The sequence below is a fragment of the Streptococcus sp. GS001 genome, assembly GCF_021595565.1.
In the GTDB taxonomy this organism is placed as follows: domain Bacteria; phylum Bacillota; class Bacilli; order Lactobacillales; family Streptococcaceae; genus Streptococcus; species Streptococcus xiaochunlingii.
In genome coordinates this window covers 63,919-79,416 of the sequence record NZ_JACSYJ010000003.1, presented here as the reverse complement: position 1 = coordinate 79,416, position 15,498 = coordinate 63,919, and the positions used below count along the sequence as shown (strand labels likewise).

Annotated in this window: 13 protein-coding genes; 12 read left to right on the top strand and 1 reads right to left on the bottom strand. The window is 44.2% G+C overall.

All coding sequences use genetic code 11. The annotated features are described in order from the left end of the window. Positions 1-2: 2 nt before the first annotated feature. Positions 3-824: a Cof-type HAD-IIB family hydrolase gene (locus H8S88_RS07165; protein ID WP_125335759.1), complete on the bottom strand. Its 822-nt coding sequence runs from the start codon at positions 822-824 to the stop codon at positions 3-5. 550 nt (positions 825-1,374) lie between these two features. On the opposite strand from H8S88_RS07165, the gene H8S88_RS07160 reads away from it, so the two are divergent. The 12 genes from H8S88_RS07160 (at position 1,375) to H8S88_RS07105 (ending at position 15,496) form a co-directional block, all read left to right on the top strand. Continuing rightward, the gene (locus tag H8S88_RS07160) at positions 1,375-3,480 is read left to right on the top strand and encodes an ATP-dependent Clp protease ATP-binding subunit (RefSeq protein WP_125335761.1); all 2,106 of its coding nucleotides are present in this window, start codon (positions 1,375-1,377) and stop codon (positions 3,478-3,480) included. Positions 3,481-3,771: 291 nt separating this feature from the next. Beyond that, the gene (locus tag H8S88_RS07155) at positions 3,772-4,017 is read left to right on the top strand and encodes a hypothetical protein (protein WP_023022151.1); all 246 of its coding nucleotides are present in this window, start codon (positions 3,772-3,774) and stop codon (positions 4,015-4,017) included. A 187-nt stretch (positions 4,018-4,204) separates the two neighbouring features. Continuing rightward, entirely contained in the window at positions 4,205-4,534 is a 330-nt protein-coding gene (gene yajC, locus H8S88_RS07150) for a preprotein translocase subunit YajC (protein WP_006595033.1), read from the top strand. A 132-nt stretch (positions 4,535-4,666) separates the two neighbouring features. After that, positions 4,667-5,416 (top strand): isoprenyl transferase, encoded by a 750-nt coding sequence (locus tag H8S88_RS07145; protein ID WP_125335763.1) that lies wholly within the window; start codon positions 4,667-4,669, stop codon positions 5,414-5,416. Positions 5,417-5,427: 11 nt separating this feature from the next. Next, positions 5,428-6,231: a phosphatidate cytidylyltransferase gene (locus H8S88_RS07140; protein WP_125335765.1), complete on the top strand. Its 804-nt coding sequence runs from the start codon at positions 5,428-5,430 to the stop codon at positions 6,229-6,231. 41 nt (positions 6,232-6,272) lie between these two features. Beyond that, positions 6,273-7,532 (top strand): RIP metalloprotease RseP, encoded by a 1,260-nt coding sequence (rseP, locus tag H8S88_RS07135; RefSeq protein WP_125335767.1) that lies wholly within the window; start codon positions 6,273-6,275, stop codon positions 7,530-7,532. Between the two features lie 17 nt (positions 7,533-7,549). Next, complete coding sequence (locus H8S88_RS07130) at positions 7,550-9,400, top strand: proline--tRNA ligase (protein ID WP_125335769.1); 1,851 nt, start codon at positions 7,550-7,552, stop codon at positions 9,398-9,400. Positions 9,401-9,542: 142 nt separating this feature from the next. Then, positions 9,543-13,934 carry a PolC-type DNA polymerase III gene (locus H8S88_RS07125; protein WP_125335771.1) on the top strand — a complete coding sequence of 1,464 codons (4,392 nt, stop codon included), beginning with the start codon at positions 9,543-9,545 and terminating at the stop codon, positions 13,932-13,934. Between the two features lie 146 nt (positions 13,935-14,080). After that, positions 14,081-14,344, top strand: a complete 264-nt coding sequence (locus H8S88_RS07120) for a type II toxin-antitoxin system RelB/DinJ family antitoxin (RefSeq protein WP_125335773.1) — start codon at positions 14,081-14,083, stop codon at positions 14,342-14,344. Further along, positions 14,337-14,615, top strand: coding sequence for a type II toxin-antitoxin system YafQ family toxin (locus H8S88_RS07115; RefSeq protein WP_045504411.1), 279 nt, complete (start codon positions 14,337-14,339; stop codon positions 14,613-14,615). The genes H8S88_RS07120 and H8S88_RS07115 overlap by 8 nt, the downstream gene beginning before the upstream one ends. Before the next feature lie 37 nt (positions 14,616-14,652). Continuing rightward, entirely contained in the window at positions 14,653-15,330 is a 678-nt protein-coding gene (locus tag H8S88_RS07110) for a hypothetical protein (RefSeq protein WP_125335775.1), read from the top strand. A gap of 13 nt (positions 15,331-15,343) precedes the next feature. After that, positions 15,344-15,496, top strand: coding sequence for a hypothetical protein (locus H8S88_RS07105; protein ID WP_048717639.1), 153 nt, complete (start codon positions 15,344-15,346; stop codon positions 15,494-15,496). Positions 15,497-15,498: the final 2 nt, after the last annotated feature.

Sequence of the window (15,498 nt, the reverse complement as noted above, 5' to 3'; positions counted from 1 at the left end):
GGCTATTTGTTTGATGGCGGTAAGACATACTCTTGGATAGCTTGCGCTACACCGTGTTCTTGGTTGCTGGTAGTGACAACTTGAGCTTCCTTTTGGACGGCTTCAGGAGCATTTCCCATGGCAACTCCAAGTCCAGCCAGACGAATCATAGGGAGGTCATTGAAGTGATCTCCGATGGTCATGACCTGTTCCAAAGGGACCTGGTAATAAGCAGCCAGTTCAAGGACAGCATCTCTTTTTGAGACGGACTTGGCGGTGACTTCTAGGTAGTTTTCTTTTGAAAGGTAAAAGGCAGTCTGCGGAAATTCTTGTGGATCCAGCTTCTGATAGAGTTCTTGAATGTTCTGAGTCTCGCCGATCAAGAGTAATTTATGTAGATGGAGAGCATCGTCAGAGAGAGTCTGAGAAAGTGGCTGCATCTGTGGCGTCTCACCAGTAATCGAAGCCTCAACTTGGGTCCACTGGTCCTCTCTGGAGTTGAACCAGACTGCCCCGCTATAACAATTAATTGAAATGCTGGGATCTAGTTCGTCTACATGATGGAGGAAGGTGCGGATCTCATCTTTGTCCAGGCTGTGTTCAAATAAAATCTCTTCTCCCTTGACGATGAGAGCCCCATTGTAGCAAGCGATAGGTTCCTGATGGACGCCCAAGCTTCTTGCGATAGGAGCAATCCCGATAGGAGAACGAGCCGATGCCAAGATAAAAGGAATCTTTTTTTCTTGGAGCTGGGGGATGAGTTCGATGAGGTCGGGATCGACCTGATGCTGCTGATCCAGAATAGTTCCGTCAATATCACTGACAATTAAACGAATGGAAGACATAGGCACCTCCTTTTTCTTTAGTATATCATATTTTAGGAGGGAAGGATGTGCAGTATCATTAGGAAGTTACGGAAGGGATGGTTTCTTTTCCAGACGCAAAAAACCATAGCTGAAAGAAGCTATGGCTGTGGCCTTATCGAGGTTTTATTTCAATAAGGCTCATGTATAAAAGTTGTTGGTTTAGAGATTACCCGCTAATTTTCGCATAAATATGAACGTTTTAGTCTTAGGAAAAAATTTTTTTAAAAAATATAAAAAATTATGTAAAAAGTGTTGACAAAGAAATCAGACTGCGTTATAATAATTTATGTAAACAAAAAGAGGTTGAGAAAATCTCAAGAGTTTACAGGATCAATAGTGGAAAGGAGATGGTGAGATGCTATTTCCAAAATATAGAAAACTAATTGATAAAAGAAGAAATACAAGATCCTAGCCCTCGAGGCTATTCATTTAATAGCAAAATAAAATTATGTAAACAAATTTAAAGTAGCTAAATCAGCTACTCATTTTCAAGAACAAATTAAAATTATGTAAATTAGAGGTAAACAATATGAACAACAACTTTAACAATATGGATGATCTTTTCAATCAACTAATGGGAAACATGGGTGGTTTTCGTTCTGAAAGCCGTCGCTACATGATCAATGGTCGTGAAGTAACACCGGAAGAATTCGCCATTTACCGTCAAACGGGTCAACTTCCAACTGAAGGAAGTGAGCCAGTGCAACACCAACAAGGCAAAGGCATGAAACAAGATGGAATCCTTGCGAAGCTTGGTCGTAACTTGACTGAAGAAGCTCGTGAAGGAAAATTGGATCCAGTTATCGGTCGCAACAAAGAAATTCAAGAAACTTCTGAAATTCTTTCTCGTCGTACTAAAAATAACCCTGTCCTTGTAGGGGATGCGGGTGTTGGTAAGACAGCCGTTGTAGAAGGCTTGGCCCAAGCTATCGTGAATGGGGATGTCCCAGCTGCTATCAAGAACAAAGAAATCATCTCCATTGATATTTCTGGTCTAGAAGCTGGTACACAATACCGTGGTAGCTTCGAAGAAAATATTCAAAACTTGGTCAACGAAGTTAAAGAAGCTGGAAACATTATCCTCTTCTTTGACGAAATCCACCAAATCCTTGGTGCTGGTAGCACAGGGGATGGTCAAGGATCTAAAGGTCTTGCGGATATCTTGAAACCAGCTCTTTCACGTGGTGAATTGACCGTGATTGGGGCAACCACTCAAGACGAATACCGCAACACCATCTTGAAGAACGCTGCCCTTGCACGTCGTTTCAACGAAGTCAAGGTCAATGCTCCATCTGCTGAAGATACTTTCAAGATCCTCCAAGGAATCCGCGAATTGTATCAACAACACCACAATGTTGTCTTGCCAGATGAAGTCTTGAAAGCAGCAGTTGATTATTCTGTTCAATACATTCCACAACGTAGCTTGCCTGATAAGGCTATCGACTTGGTCGATGTGACAGCTGCTCACTTGGCAGCACAACACCCAGTGACAGATGTCCATGCTGTGGAACATGAAATTGAAGAAGAAAAAGCGAAACAAGAAGTTGCAGCTGCTAAAGAAGATTACGAAGCAGCCCTTAATGCAAAAATTCGGATCGAAGAATTGGAAAAACAAATTGCAAACCATACAGAAGATCACAAGGTGACTGCAACTGTCAATGACGTAGCAGAGTCTGTCGAACGGATGACTGGTATTCCAGTATCACAAATGGGTGCAACTGATATCGAACGCTTGAAAGATATGGGTCACCGTTTGCAAACCAAAGTTATCGGTCAAGACAAGGCTGTTGAAGCCGTTGCCAAAGCAATCCGTCGGAACCGTGCAGGCTTTGACGAAGGAAACCGCCCAATCGGTAGCTTCCTCTTTGTAGGTCCTACTGGTGTCGGTAAGACTGAGTTGGCTAAACAATTGGCCCTTGATATGTTTGGTACTAAAGATGCCATCATCCGTTTGGACATGTCAGAATACAGCGACCGTACAGCCGTGTCTAAATTGATCGGTACAACTGCCGGTTATGTCGGTTACGACGACAACAACAATACCTTGACAGAACGCGTTCGCCGTAATCCATACTCTATCGTCCTTCTCGACGAAATTGAAAAGGCGGACCCTCAAGTCATCACCCTCCTTCTTCAAGTCTTGGATGATGGTCGTTTGACTGACGGTCAAGGAAACACGGTCAACTTCAAGAATACCGTAATTATCGCTACTTCAAATGCTGGCTTTGGTTACGAAGCCAACTTGACAGAAGATGCGGACAAACCAGAACTCTTGGATCGTTTGAAACCATTCTTCCGTCCAGAATTCTTGAACCGTTTCAACGCTGTGATTGAATTCTCACACTTGAGCAAGGAAGACCTTTCTAAGATTGTTGACTTGATGTTAGTAGAAGTGAACAAAACTCTTGCGAAGAAAGATATCGACTTGACAGTGAGCGATGCGGCCAAAGAATACATGACCGAAGAAGGCTATGATGAAGTCATGGGCGTACGTCCACTCCGTCGGGTGGTTGAACAACAAATCCGTGACAAAGTGACCGACTTCCACTTGGATCACCTTGAGGCTAAACACTTGTTAGCGGATATGGAAGATGGAGAATTGGTTATTAAAGAGAATACAAACTCAGAAGAATAACTAGGACATCTAGTACCATAACCGAGAGAAAATCAGTTTGAAAAAGAAGGCTAAGAAGAAATTCTTAGCCTTTTTTATGTCAACAAAAGAAAAATATATAAGGTATAGTTTTATCGTTTTTTTTCCCAGAAAGTGAAAAATGATAAAAAATAGGTATGTTTTTTCATGAATTGATGCTAAATACAGCATGAAAATGCCTTAGAAAGCGTCTGTAAGCAAGATTTCCATATAAATGAACAAATAAATTATATAATATATAAAAGACTAAATTTGAGGGGATAGGATGATTTTATGAAAAATCCAATTGATATTTATTCGACAAAAGATTATAAGAAAGTTGAAGCTGTCGTTCAATTGATGGTGGATGGAAAGGTGACAAGTTATAGAGTAGCAACTGAGACAGATATTAGTAAGATGAGTCTAGCTACCTTGACAAAAGGAACCAGTAAAATTAAAAACATTACCTATCAAACAGCGATGTTGTTGATTGAATGGTATGATAAAAATCATGAAAAATATGGAATCACAATCGATTAGTAAAAACCTATTTTTTATGGTTTTTTCTTTTTCTAAAAAAGAAAGCACTAGAAAAGCTATCCGGATCGGATAGTGGCTGGACACCTCCATCTAAGGACTTATTTTTTTGAAAATCCAGGGTTCGTATTGAAAATACCTATAAAATTTGCTATAGTAGAGCATATATGATTTAAAAAGGAGAAATGGGATGCAAAGTGGTACAACCTTGCTATTTATGCTTGCGCTAATGGTCGGAATGATGTTCTTCATGAGCCGTAGCCAAAAGAAACAATACCAAAAACGGATGGAGAGCTTAAACAAGCTTCAAAAAGGGTATGAAGTGATTACCATCGGTGGTTTGTATGGAACAGTTGATGAAGTAGACACTGAACGTAAAACCGTTGTCTTGGATGTGGATGGCGTATACCTCACATTTGAATTGACAGCTATTAAAACAGTTTTGCCAGTTTCAGAAGGAGTGACAGCTGGTGCAGTTGAAGGCGCTGGTGACTCAGATTCTATCATCGACGGTGAATAATAAGAAAGAGCGATCAAAGGGTCGCTTTTTTCATTTTTAGCTCGATGCCCCCTAGAAAAGGGGCTAGGCTGCCATTTTAAGCGGATTTATGATATAATGAAGCGATAAAAACAGTGAAATAGGTAGAAAAACATGTTTCGTTTTAAAAAGAAAGAAAAATTAAGTGTTCCCCTAGAAGTGCCCAAGCACATTGGAATCATCATGGATGGGAACGGTCGTTGGGCCAAAAAACGGATGCAACCTCGTGTCTTTGGCCACAAGGCTGGCATGGAGGCTCTGCAAGAAGTAACCATCGCAGCTAAAGAAATGGGAGTGCAAGCCCTAACGGTCTATGCTTTCTCAACTGAAAACTGGACGCGTCCTCAACAGGAAGTGACTTTTATCATGAATCTTCCAGTTGAATTTTACGATCGCTTTGTTCCAGAACTTCATAGAAATAATGTGAAGATCCAGATGATTGGCGAGGTTTCTCGTCTTCCGAAGGAAACCTTAGAGGCTCTGGAAAAGGCAGAGGCGTTAACTCACTCCAATACAGGCTTGATTTTGAATTTTGCCTTGAACTATGGAGGACGGGCGGAACTGACCCAAGCAGTCAAACAAATCGCCCAGGAAGTTCTCGATGCGCACTTAAATCCAGGTGATATTTCAGAAGAGATCATTGCCAATTATTTGTATACCAGTAGTCTACCCAAGGACTTGCGAGATCCTGATCTGATTATTCGGACCAGTGGCGAGCTTCGCTTGAGTAACTTTTTACCTTGGCAAGCAGCCTACAGTGAGCTTTACTTTACCGATGTGATGTGGCCTGACTTTGGAGAAAAGGCCTTGCATGATGCAATAGAAGAATACAGCCATCGTCATCGACGTTTTGGTGGTGTATAGGAGAGAAATAGATGAGAAAAGATTTACAGAAGCGAGTGATTTTTGGAGGAATCGCCCTAGCATTCTTTATCCCAGTTGTCCTTATGGGAGGCCTTGTGTTCCAGATTGTAGTGGGACTCATCGCTATGTTGGGTGTTCATGAATTGTTGAAGATGAAAGGCCTGCAGACTGAAACCATCGAAGGGGCATTGGCCATGCTAGCAGCTCTTGTATTGGCGCTGCCCCTAGAGAGTTACCTTCCCTTCTTGCCAGCAGGTGGCAATTTTATCGCCTATGGCCTTTTGGTCTTATTATTGATGGGGACGACTGTCTTGGCACAAGGCTACACCTATGACGAGGTTGTCTATCCGATTGCTTCAAGTTTTTATGTTGGTTTTGGCTTCCATGCCTTGATTCAAGCACGCTTAGCAGGTGTAGATAAGATTCTTTTGGCCCTCTTTATTGTTTGGGCGACGGATTCAGGGGCCTACTTTATTGGGAGCCAGTTCGGTAAGAAAAAACTCTTGCCAAGAGTGTCACCCAACAAGACTGTTGAAGGAAGTCTAGGCGGGATCGCTTGTGCTGTTGTTGTGACGATGATCTTTATGATGCTAGATCGCACCGTTGCGGGGGATTACGGTTGGATGACCATGATTCTCTTTACCATTCTTTTCAGTATAGCAGCTCAGTTTGGTGACCTAGTCGAAAGTGCCATCAAGCGCCATTTTGGAGTGAAAGACTCTGGCCGTTTTATTCCTGGTCATGGCGGTGTCTTGGATCGATTTGATAGCTTGATTTTTGTTTTCCCATTGATGCTATTCTTTGATCTGTTTTAAACAGAAATCATCCCATCATCAGATAAAACGAAGGAGCGTATATGCAATTTATTGCCTTTATTATCATTTTTGGCGTCATTGTCCTGGTACATGAGTTCGGCCATTTCTATTTTGCAAAGAAATCAGGCATCCTTGTTCGCGAGTTTGCGATTGGGATGGGGCCAAAGATTTTTGCCCATGTAGGCAAAGACGGAACAGCCTATACTATTCGAATCCTTCCATTGGGGGGCTATGTCCGAATGGCAGGCTGGGGCGAAGATACGACAGAGATTAAGACAGGAACGCCAGTCAGTCTAACTTTGAACCCTGAGGGAACAGTTGTTCGGATCAACCTTTCTGGGAAAAATATCGACCAGACGGCTCTTCCCATGAATGTCACAGATTTTGATTTTGAGGATAAACTTGAAATCACAGGAATCGTCATCGAAGAGACCAAGACCTATCCTGTCCACCATGATGCGACCATCGTTGAGGAAGATGGGACAGAAGTACGGATTGCTCCTCTAGATGTGCAGTATCAAAATGCTAGTATCTGGGGACGACTCATTACCAACTTTGCGGGTCCTATGAACAACTTTATTCTGAGTATTGTCGTATACTCTCTCCTAGCCTTTATGCGAGGAGGAGCAGTGGACTACTATAGCAACCATGTTCAGGTTGTTCCTCAAGGAGTGGTAGCTAAGGCTGGTTTGAAAGACAATGACCAGATCGTTCAGATCAATGAATATAAGGTTTCCAACTGGGATGAGTTGACAGATTCTGTTCAGAAGGCAACCCGTAACCAAGGAAAAAATCTAGAAATAACGATTACCTATGAACGAGACGGGAAGACTCAAAAAGTGACGGTCCAACCAGAAGAAGATGGTGGACGCTATTATATCGGTGTGACCAATGCTGTCAAGACGGGCTTCCTCGATAAGCTTCTGTCAGGTGTGACAGATACTTGGTACACAGCAACTCGTATCTTAACGGCCTTGAAGGATATCATCTTCCACTTTAGTTTGAACAAGTTGGGTGGTCCGGTTGCGATCTACAAAGCGAGTTCGCAAGCCGCGGAGCTTGGACTTCCAGCTATCCTGTCCCTGATGGCCATGTTGTCCATCAATATCGGAATCTTTAACTTGATCCCCATTCCGGCCTTGGATGGTGGAAAAATCTTGATCAATCTGATCGAGCTGGTTCGTCGGAAACCACTCAAGCAGGAGGTAGAGACCTACTTGACCCTTGCTGGAGTGGCGGTCATGGTTATCTTGATGATTGCCGTTACTTGGAACGATATTATGAAATTATTTTTGAAATAGAAAAGGAATGAATCTGAATGAAACAAAGTAAAATGCTTATTCCAACACTTCGCGAAATGCCAAGTGATGCGCAGGTCATCAGCCACGCTTTGATGCTCCGTGCGGGTTATGTTCGTCAAGTCTCAGCAGGTGTTTATTCATATCTGCCACTTGCTAACCGTGTGATCGAAAAAGCTAAGAAGATCATGCGCCAAGAATTTGATAAGATTGGTGCGGTTGAGATGTTGGCCCCAGCCCTTCTCAGTGCTGACCTTTGGCGCGAATCTGGCCGTTATGAAACTTACGGTGAAGACTTGTATAAATTGAAAAATCGTGAGAAGTCAGACTTTATCTTGGGCCCAACTCACGAAGAAACCTTCACAGCGATTGTTCGTGATTCTGTCAAGTCTTACAAGCAATTGCCACTGAACTTGTACCAAATCCAGCCTAAATACCGTGATGAAAAACGTCCACGTAATGGACTTCTTCGGACGCGTGAATTCATCATGAAAGATGGTTATAGCTTCCACGCAAACTACGATAGCTTGGATGTAACTTATGATGAGTACAAGGCAGCCTACGAGCGTATCTTCACTCGTAGTGGCTTGGACTTTAAAGCCATCATCGGTGACGGTGGAGCCATGGGCGGTAAGGATAGCCAAGAATTTATGGCCATCACCCCTACTCGTACAGACCTTGACCGTTGGGTGGTGTTAGACAAGTCTGTTGCGTCATTTGACGAGATTCCTGCAGAAGTGCAAGAAGAAATCAAGGCAGAATTGCTCAAATGGATGGTTTCTGGTGAAGATACCATTGCCTACTCAAGTGAGTCAAGCTATGCGGCCAACTTGGAAATGGCAACCAACGCCTACAAACCAAGCAACCGTGTTGTGACGGAAGAAGAAGTGGTTCGCGTGGAAACACCGGGTGTCAAATCGATTGATGAAGTCGCAGCCTTCTTGAATATCTCTGAAGAGCAAACCATCAAGACCTTGGTGTATATCGCAGACGAGGAGCCAGTTGTGGCCCTACTCGTTGGCAACGACCAACTCAATGAAGTTAAGTTGAAAAACCACCTTGGAGCGGACTTCTTGGAACCTGCAACTGAGGCAGAAGTGAAAGAATTGTTGGGAGCGGACTTTGGATCTCTTGGCCCAGTCAATCTTCCTGAAAATGTTAAGATTATTGCTGACCGCAAGGTGCAAGATAGCCGCAATGCGGTTGTTGGTGCCAACGAAGATGGCTACCACTTGACGGGTGTCAACCCAGGTCGTGACTTCACTGCGGAATATGTCGATATCCGTGAAGTGCGTGAGGGTGAAATCTCACCAGACGGACAAGGTGTTCTCAACTTTGCGCGTGGGATCGAGATTGGTCACATCTTTAAACTGGGTACTCGTTACTCAGCAAGTATGGGAGCAGATGTCTTGGACGAAAATGGCCGTGCTGTACCAATCATTATGGGTTGCTACGGTATCGGTGTCAGTCGTCTTCTTTCAGCCATTATGGAGCAACACGCTCGCCTCTTTGTTAACAAGACTCCAAAAGGTGAATACCGTTACGCTTGGGGTATCAACTTCCCTAAAGAATTGGCGCCGTTTGATGTACACTTGATTCCAGTCAATGTCAAAGACGAAGCTTCTCTTGAATTGACAAGCAAGATTGAAGATCAATTGATCAAGGCCGGTTACGAAGTCTTGGTAGACGATCGCAACGAACGTGCCGGTGTTAAATTTAGCGATAGTGACTTGATTGGTTTGCCAATCCGCATCACTGTTGGGAAGAAAGCAACTGATGGTGTCGTAGAAGTGAAAATCAAAGCTTCAGGCGACACGATTGAAGTACATGCAGACAACCTGCTTGAAACTCTTTCTATTTTAAATAAATAAGCAACGGTAGAAGGCTAGGATTCTCAACATCCTAGCCTTCTTTTTTGTAAGCTGATCCAGCTAGCTGAAAGGATCTTCTTATAGTCGAAAAGTTAGGCGAATTATGATAAAATAAAGGCTAGTAATTCGTCAGGGAGAAATCATGTCAACTAGCTTTGAAATCTTAATGAATCAGTTGGGAATGCCTTTGGAAATGCGTGAATCAGACGCTTTTAAAGGGGCTGAAATCCAAGAGGTCATCGTCCATAAGCTCAGTCGTGTTTGGGAATTTCGTTTTGTTTTTGCCGAAATTCTTCCCATCACGATTTTTCAGGAGCTCAAAAACCGCTTGGCTGAGGAGTTTTCAAAGACAGGAAATCGAGCGGTGTTTGAGATTCAGGTAAAGAATCCAACTTTTAGTGAGGAGCTCTTGCAAGCCTATTATCAGGAGGCTTTTGAAAGTGGTCCCTGTGCGAGTCAGGGCTTTAAGAGCATGTATCAACACCTACAAGTCCGCTCTCAAGGAGAAGAGTTGATCATTAGTGGCCCTTCATCTGTGGATACGGAGCACCACCGGAAAAACCATCTGCCTAATCTTGCGAGTCAATTGACCAAGTTTGGTTTTCCTCATTTCCAGTGTCGGGTCGAGGCGGATGACCAGATGACAGAAGAACTCCAGCAGGCCTTCGAGGCTGAAAAGGATCAAATCTTCCAAGCAGCTAATGAAGAAACCTTGCGGGCTATGGAGTCCTTGTCTCAAATGGCTCCACCACCAGCAGAGGAAAAACCAGCCTTTGATTTCAAGGCCAAAAAGGCTGTGGCCAAGCCCAAGCTGGATAAGGCAGAAGTCACTCCTATGATTGATATCACGACAGAAGAGAACCGCATTGTCTTTGAAGGAGTGGTCTTTGATGTTGAGCACAAGGTGACTCGGACAGGTCGGGTCTTGATCAATTTCAAGATGACCGACTATACCTCCAGTTTTTCGCTCCAAAAATGGGCTAAAAATGAAGAAGAAGCTCAGAAGTTTGACATGATCAAGAAAAACTCTTGGTTGCGGGTCCGTGGGAATATCGAGGTCAATAACTTCACACGTGATTTGACCATGAATGTCCAGGATGTCCAAGAAGTGGTCCACTATGAGCGTAAGGATCTGATGCCAGAAGGCGAGCGTCGGGTCGAGTTCCATGCCCATACCAATATGTCGACTATGGATGCCCTACCTGAGGTAGAGGAGCTAGTCGCAAAAGCAGCCAAATGGGGTCACAAAGCAGTGGCTATCACAGACCATGGAAATGTTCAGTCCTTCCCTCATGGCTATAAGGCTGCCAAGAAAGCTGGTATCCAACTCATCTATGGGATGGAAGCCAATATCGTTGAAGACCGTGTACCGATTACCTACAATGAAGTTGATCTAGACCTTCATGAAGCAACCTATGTGGTTTTTGACGTGGAAACGACGGGACTCTCAGCGATTTACAATGATCTGATTCAGGTTGCCGCTTCTAAAATGCACAAGGGCAATATCATTGCTGAATTCGATGAGTTCATCAATCCAGGGCATCCTATCTCTGCCTTTACAACGGACCTGACAGGCATTACCGATGACCATGTTCGCAATGCCAAACCTTTGAAACAAGTCCTAGAGGAGTTCCAGGAATTCTGTCAGGATGCGGTTTTGGTTGCCCATAATGCCACCTTTGACGTGGGCTTCATGAATGCCAACTATGAGCGTCATGGCCTTCCAAAAATCACTCATCCAGTGATTGATACGTTAGAGTTCGCGCGTAACCTTTATCCAGAGTACAAGCGTCATGGTTTGGGTCCCTTGACCAAGCGCTTCGGCGTTGCCTTGGAGCACCACCACATGGCCAACTATGACGCGGAAGCGACGGGTCGCTTGCTCTTTATCTTTATCAAGGATGTCGCAGAAAAACATGGCGTGACCAATCTAGCCAAGTTGAATGTGGATCTAATTAGTCCAGATTCCTATAAAAAGGCACGGGTCAAACACGCGACCATCTATGTCAAGAACCAGACCGGTTTGAAAAACATGTTCAAATTGGTCTCTCTTTCAAATACTCAATATTTTGAGGGTGTTCCTCGGATTCCGCGGACGGTTTTAGATGCCCATCGGGAAGGCTTGATCCTGGGATCGGCTTGTTCTGAAGGAGAGGTCTTCGACGCGGTTGTCTCTCAAGGAGTTGACGCAGCAGTCGAAGTAGCCAAGTATTATGACTTTATTGAGGTGATGCCTCCAGCCATCTATGTGCCTCTCATTGCCAAAGAGCAGGTAAAAGACATGGAGGAGCTCCAGACCATCATCAAGAGCTTGATTGAGGTGGGAGATCGCCTTGGCAAACCGGTCCTGGCAACAGGAAACGTCCACTATCTTGAGCCTGAGGAAGAGATTTATAGGGAAATTATTGTCCGCAGTCTTGGGCAAGGGGCTATGATCAACCGGACGATCGGTCATGGAGAAAATGCTCAACCAGCACCCCTACCAAAAGCTCATTTCCGTACAACCAATGAAATGCTGGATGAATTTGCCTTTCTAGGGGAAGATTTGGCACGAAAATTGGTCATTGAAAATACTAACGCACTGGCAGAAATCTTTGAACCTGTTGAAGTGGTCAAGGGGGACCTCTATACGCCATTTATCGACAAGGCCGAAGAGACAGTTGCCGAATTGACCTATCAGAAGGCCTTTGAAATCTATGGCAATCCGCTACCTGATATTGTCGATCTACGGATTGAAAAAGAGTTGACCTCTATCCTGGGGAATGGCTTCGCCGTGATCTATCTGGCTTCCCAACTCTTGGTGCATCGTTCCAATGAACGGGGCTACCTGGTGGGTTCACGGGGGTCTGTCGGATCCAGTTTCGTGGCGACCATGATCGGGATTACCGAGGTTAATCCGCTTTCTCCTCACTATGTCTGTGGTCAGTGCCAGTACAGTGAGTTTATCACGGATGGTTCCTATGGTTCAGGATTTGATATGCCTAATAAAGACTGCCCAAACTGTGGCCACAAGCTCAGCAAGAACGGCCAAGACATTCCCTTTGAGACCTTCCTTGGTTTTGATGGGGATAAGGTACCCGATATCGATTTGAACTTCTCAGGGGAGGACCAGCCGAGCGCCCACTTGGATGTCCGGGATATCTTTGGGGAAGAATACGCCTTCCGGGCAGGAACGGTTGGTACTGTGGCTGCTAAGACGGCCTATGGATTTGTCAAGGGCTATGAGCGGGATTATGGCAAGTACTACCGAGATGCAGAGGTGGAACGTCTGGCCCAAGGAGCTGCTGGGGTCAAACGGACAACCGGTCAGCACCCAGGGGGAATCGTTGTTATTCCAAACTATATGGACGTCTACGACTTCACTCCGGTCCAGTACCCAGCAGATGACGTGAGCGCCGAATGGCAGACCACCCACTTTAACTTCCACGATATCGATGAGAACGTCCTCAAGCTCGATGTCCTGGGACACGATGATCCGACCATGATTCGCAAGCTCCAGGACTTGTCAGGCATTGATCCAAATGATATTCCTATGGATGATCCAGGGGTTATGGCCCTCTTCTCAGGGACCGATATCCTAGGAGTCACACCGGAGCAAATCGGTACCTCAACCGGTATGCTGGGGATCCCAGAGTTTGGGACCAACTTTGTTCGAGGCATGGTGGATGAAACCCATCCGACCACCTTTGCCGAGTTACTTCAGCTTTCTGGTTTGTCTCACGGTACCGATGTATGGTTGGGAAATGCCCAAGACTTGATCAAGGCGGGAATTGCCGACCTATCAACTGTTATCGGATGTCGGGACGACATCATGGTTTACCTCATGCATGCTGGCCTAGATCCAAAAATGGCATTTACCATCATGGAGCGGGTGCGGAAAGGCATGTGGCTCAAGATTCCTGAAGAGGAGCGCAATGGCTATATCGAGGCCATGAAGGCTAACAATGTCCCTGAATGGTACATCGAGTCTTGTGGAAAAATCAAGTATATGTTCCCAAAAGCCCATGCGGCTGCCTACGTTATGATGGCCTTACGGGTGGCTTACTTCAAAGTGCACCATCCTCTCTACTATTACTGTGCTTACTTCTCGATTCGGGCCAAGGCCTTTGATATCAAGACCATGGGCGCAGGCCTAGAAGCCGTGAAAGCGCGGATGAAGGAGATCGCTGAAAAACGTAAGAACAACGAAGCTTCCAATGTGGAGATTGACCTCTACACCACCCTTGAAATTGTCAATGAGATGTGGGAGCGTGGCTTCAAGTTTGGGAAGCTAGACCTCTATCGCAGTGATGCGACGGAATTCATTATCGATGGAGACACCCTTATCCCGCCATTTGTCGCCATGGATGGATTGGGAGAGAACGTAGCCAAGCAGATTGTGCGAGCTCGCAAAGAAGGAGAATTCCTCTCTAAAACAGAGTTACGCAAACGTGGTGGCGTCTCCTCAACCTTGGTAGAAAAGATGGACGAGATGGGAATCCTTGGCAATATGCCAGAAGACAACCAGCTCAGTCTCTTTGATGATTTGTTTTGATGGAGACAAAACATTTATAAAAAGTTGATGAAGTTTCATCTTGATTAAAACTAAACAGCAAAACTAATAGTAGGCTATTGTATATCTAATAGATTTACAGTAGCCTTCTTTTTTGTTACAATAATCAATAGAAAGAAGGTGAGAATATGTCTAAGACGAGTATGAGTATTCGTTTGGATAGTGAGGTTAAGGAACAGGCTCAACAGGTTTTTAACCATTTAGGGATGGATATGACTACAGCCATCAACATTTTCCTCCGTCAGGCTATTCAATATCAGGGTCTACCTTTTGATGTTAAGATAGATGAAAACAGGAAATTGCTTCAAGTGGTAACGGATGTAGAGCAAAATCGGAATATGAGCCAATCTTTTGAATCTATCTCAGATTTGATGGAGGATTTGCGTGCTTAAGATTCGCTATCATAAACAGTTTAAAAAAGATTTTAAGTTGGCAATGAAGCGTGGTTTGAAGGCAGACTTATTAGAAGAAGTCTTGGATTTTCTGATTCAAGAAAAAGAACTTCCTGTTAGATATCGTGACCATCAACTGACCAACTCCAAGCATTTCCAAGGTGTTCGGGAGTGTCATATCCAGCCGGATTGGCTTTTGGTTTACAAAGTAGATAAGGACGAATTGATTTTAAACTTGCTAAGGACAGGAAGTCATAGCGATTTGTTCTGATGGATTCAACGATCCTCGCTCGGTTTGAGGTTGGTTAATGATAGAAAAGAAAAAAAGAGCAACGCCCTGGAAGTCAGGGAAAGTCATTTCCATTCGCCTACGAAATGGTGTTTATGTCTTAGCACAAATGGTGCGAGAGCCCTATCTGGTATTTTTTAACCATTTTAAGGAGGAAAATAGCTGGAAGGGAGTGACCTTGAAAGAGGAAAATATTCTCTTTTGTAAAGCAGTCACTCGTCAGTTTCTATGCTCTAGTCCTGTAACGATTGTCAAAGATCTTGAGCCTCTCTTAGATTATCGGCTGCCTAAAGAATGGATTTATAGCCATATGGGAGGGCATTCGATTACGGTTTCGGTGAAGGGACAGGAGCGTCAAGTAGCTGGTTTTGGTCATCGGCTTTCTTTGGTTGAGGCGGATAAGGAAAGTGGCCAACCAGAGGGTAATCCTCTGATGGGACTCTTCCAAGCCTATATCCTACCAGATATCCAAGAGCAAGATTGGGAGCGGGTCAGTCAGGCTGAGCTCATGTCTCTAGAAGTCTTTCCGACGCTCAATGAACGTCTTTATCTCTGCTTTCTCTATGGGAAAAATGTAAATCCAGAGCTAGATATTTCTTTGGGAAAGCCCCTACTTGATGACTATGAAATTTATGTAGATATCCTTACTAACAGCCCAGAGGCTCAACGTCTCTATCTAGGAGAGTACGAAGAATAAGAAAGGACATTTGATGAAACTTAGAATTTTTGCGGAAAACAAGCCAGCTCAAAAGGTTTTTGAATATCAGTTAGAGCTTGCTGATCAGACAATTCTTCTATCGACAGCACTCTTGTCAGGTGCAATTGCTTTGGCAGGATTATTTTCTGCTTTGAAAGAAAAATAAAA

What these genes read in the sequence shown, in the direction of transcription:
- H8S88_RS07120 (WP_125335773.1), top strand. Translation starts at nt 14,081, where the DNA reads ATGTCTAAGACGAGTATGAGTATTCGTTTGGATAGTGAGGTTAAGGAA.
- H8S88_RS07105 (WP_048717639.1), top strand. Translation starts at nt 15,344, where the DNA reads ATGAAACTTAGAATTTTTGCGGAAAACAAGCCAGCTCAAAAGGTTTTT.
- H8S88_RS07155 (WP_023022151.1), top strand. Translation starts at nt 3,772, where the DNA reads ATGAAAAATCCAATTGATATTTATTCGACAAAAGATTATAAGAAAGTT.
- H8S88_RS07125 (WP_125335771.1), top strand. Translation starts at nt 9,543, where the DNA reads ATGTCAACTAGCTTTGAAATCTTAATGAATCAGTTGGGAATGCCTTTG.
- H8S88_RS07145 (WP_125335763.1), top strand. Translation starts at nt 4,667, where the DNA reads ATGTTTCGTTTTAAAAAGAAAGAAAAATTAAGTGTTCCCCTAGAAGTG.
- H8S88_RS07160 (WP_125335761.1), top strand. Translation starts at nt 1,375, where the DNA reads ATGAACAACAACTTTAACAATATGGATGATCTTTTCAATCAACTAATG.
- H8S88_RS07165 (WP_125335759.1), bottom strand. Translation starts at nt 824, where the DNA reads ATGTCTTCCATTCGTTTAATTGTCAGTGATATTGACGGAACTATTCTG.
- rseP (WP_125335767.1), top strand. Translation starts at nt 6,273, where the DNA reads ATGCAATTTATTGCCTTTATTATCATTTTTGGCGTCATTGTCCTGGTA.
- H8S88_RS07110 (WP_125335775.1), top strand. Translation starts at nt 14,653, where the DNA reads ATGATAGAAAAGAAAAAAAGAGCAACGCCCTGGAAGTCAGGGAAAGTC.
- H8S88_RS07130 (WP_125335769.1), top strand. Translation starts at nt 7,550, where the DNA reads ATGAAACAAAGTAAAATGCTTATTCCAACACTTCGCGAAATGCCAAGT.
- yajC (WP_006595033.1), top strand. Translation starts at nt 4,205, where the DNA reads ATGCAAAGTGGTACAACCTTGCTATTTATGCTTGCGCTAATGGTCGGA.
- H8S88_RS07140 (WP_125335765.1), top strand. Translation starts at nt 5,428, where the DNA reads ATGAGAAAAGATTTACAGAAGCGAGTGATTTTTGGAGGAATCGCCCTA.